The organism is Brevundimonas sp. (assembly GCF_032107865.1).
Taxonomy (GTDB): Bacteria; Pseudomonadota; Alphaproteobacteria; order Caulobacterales; family Caulobacteraceae; genus Brevundimonas.
In genome coordinates this window covers 1-1,965 of record NZ_DAMCNG010000329.1, presented here as the reverse complement: position 1 = coordinate 1,965, position 1,965 = coordinate 1, and the positions used below count along the sequence as shown (strand labels likewise).

Annotated in this window: 2 protein-coding genes; both read right to left on the bottom strand. The window is 69.3% G+C overall.

The window, feature by feature from the left end; translation table 11 throughout:
- Positions 1 to 186: 186 nt before the first annotated feature.
- Entirely contained in the window at positions 187 to 1,599 is a 1,413-nt protein-coding gene (locus RT567_RS16305; RefSeq protein ID WP_313577251.1) for a S41 family peptidase, read from the bottom strand.
- A gap of 137 nt (positions 1,600 to 1,736) precedes the next feature.
- Positions 1,737 to 1,965: peptidoglycan DD-metalloendopeptidase family protein (locus tag RT567_RS16300; RefSeq protein WP_313577250.1), on the bottom strand; the 229-nt coding region annotated here is incomplete at its 5' end.

The window sequence follows — 1,965 nt, the reverse complement described above, 5'->3', positions numbered from 1 at the left end:
CTCCGGCGGCGCGCCTGCGGCGGCGGCGAGGGCGGACTGGCGCTTGGCGAACATGGTCAGGGCGTCGGCTCGGGCTTGCAGGCGCCGCACAGACGCGGCGCCCCTCAGCCTCAGTTAAGCCCTGCGCCGGTTAAGAAAGCCTAACGGCGCGTTCACCACGTTCGCGTGACGCGCCGGATGCGACGATCAGTCCGGTTTCGATTCATCCGGCTTGACCGTGACGGTCGGCGTTTCGGGCTTGTCGGTCTTCGCCTCGGCCGTTTCGACCTTGTCTTCGCCTGGCTCGGTGATGACGATCCCCTCGGGCGCGGCGGCCAGCTTGGTCAGGTCGCCGCCGGCGCGCAACACGTCCAGCGCCCGCTCCAGCTGATAGTCCTTGTCCTTGGCGTAGTCGGCGCCGGGCGCTTCGCGCGGGGTGTGCGGCCCCTTGCGCTCGGCTCCGATGGAGGAGTCCAGCGCCGTCGAATAGGCCGCCTCGGAATAGATGAAGCTGGAGCGCGAGACGATGCGCGCCTCGGCCTCGGAGCGCGCGACCTCCAGGTCCGGCTCGATGCCGATCTTCTGGATCGAGCGGCCCGACGGCGTGTAGTAGCGCGCCGTGGTGATCGACAAGGCGCCGTCCTGGCCGCCGCGCAGCGGGATCACCGTCTGCACCGACCCCTTGCCGAAGCTGGTCAGGCCGACGACCGTCGCCCGCTCCTGATCCTTCAGGGCGCCGGCCACGATCTCGGACGCCGAGGCCGAGCCGTAGTTGATCAGCACCACCACCGGCAGGCCGCCGGTCAGGTCGCCCGGCTTGGCGGCGTAGCGTTCGATGTCCTCGGGCTTGCGGCCGCGCTGGCTGACGATCTCGCCACGCTCCAGGAAGGCGTCCGACACGTCGATGGCCGCCGTCAGAAGACCGCCGCCGTTGTTGCGCAGGTCCAGCACATAGCCCTTGAGGCCCGGCTTCTCACGCTTCAGCCGCTCGATGGTCTCGGTCAGCTCGCGGCCGGTGTTCTCGTTGAAGGTCGAGATGCGCAGATAGCCGAAGTCGCCTTCCAGGCGGCCGGTGACGGATTCGACCTTGATGACCTCGCGCGTCAGCACGACCTCACGCGGCTCCTCGCCGTCGCGCAGGAAGGTGACGGTGACGCTGGTGCCGGTGGCGCCGCGCAGCTTGTCCGAAACCTCGGACACCGTCAGACCGGCCGCGTTCTGGCCGTTGACCGCGCTGATCACATCGCCCGCCTGAACGCCCGCACGGCCCGCCGGGCTGTCGTCCATCGGCGAGATGACCTTCACCAGTCCGCCCTCGGAGGTGATGGTCAGGCCCACGCCGGAATATTCGCCCGAGGTCCGTTCGCGCAGGTCGCCGAACGCCTTGGCCGGCAGATAGTTGGAGTGCGGATCGAGCGCCGTCATCATGCCCTGCAGGGCGGCCTCGATCAGCTTCTTGTTGTCGACCGGGACGACGTAGGCCTGCTCGACGATGCCCAGCACGTCGCCGAACATCTCGAGCATGCGGAAGGTCTCGTTGCGCGGGGTCTGGCTGGCCACGGCCGCCGCCGATCCGCCCAGCGCCAGGGCGGCGGCGCCCACGAGAAGCAGTTTACGCATTCGGTCTCTTTCCATCGGATCCGCTTTCGGCTCCGGTCGTCCAGGGCGGCGCAAGCGCCACGACGGCGCGCACGACAGTTGCGCCGATACAAACAGCGTCCGCGCCGATTTGAAAGGAATTTCGCGCGGTTGGCCCGCTACTGCAGCCAGGGCGCGGGATCGATGGGCCGTTCCTGGCGCCGCAGTTCGAAATAGGCTTCGCCGTCCTCGCCGGTGCGGCCCAGGGTCTGGCCGTCCCCGACGCGCTGGCCGGTCTCGACCTCCAGCCTATCCAGACCCGCGATCACGGCCCGCCAGCCGGGGCCGAGATCGAGGATCACCACCTCGCCCCACTCCTTCAGCGGCCCGGCGTAGGCGACGCGGCCC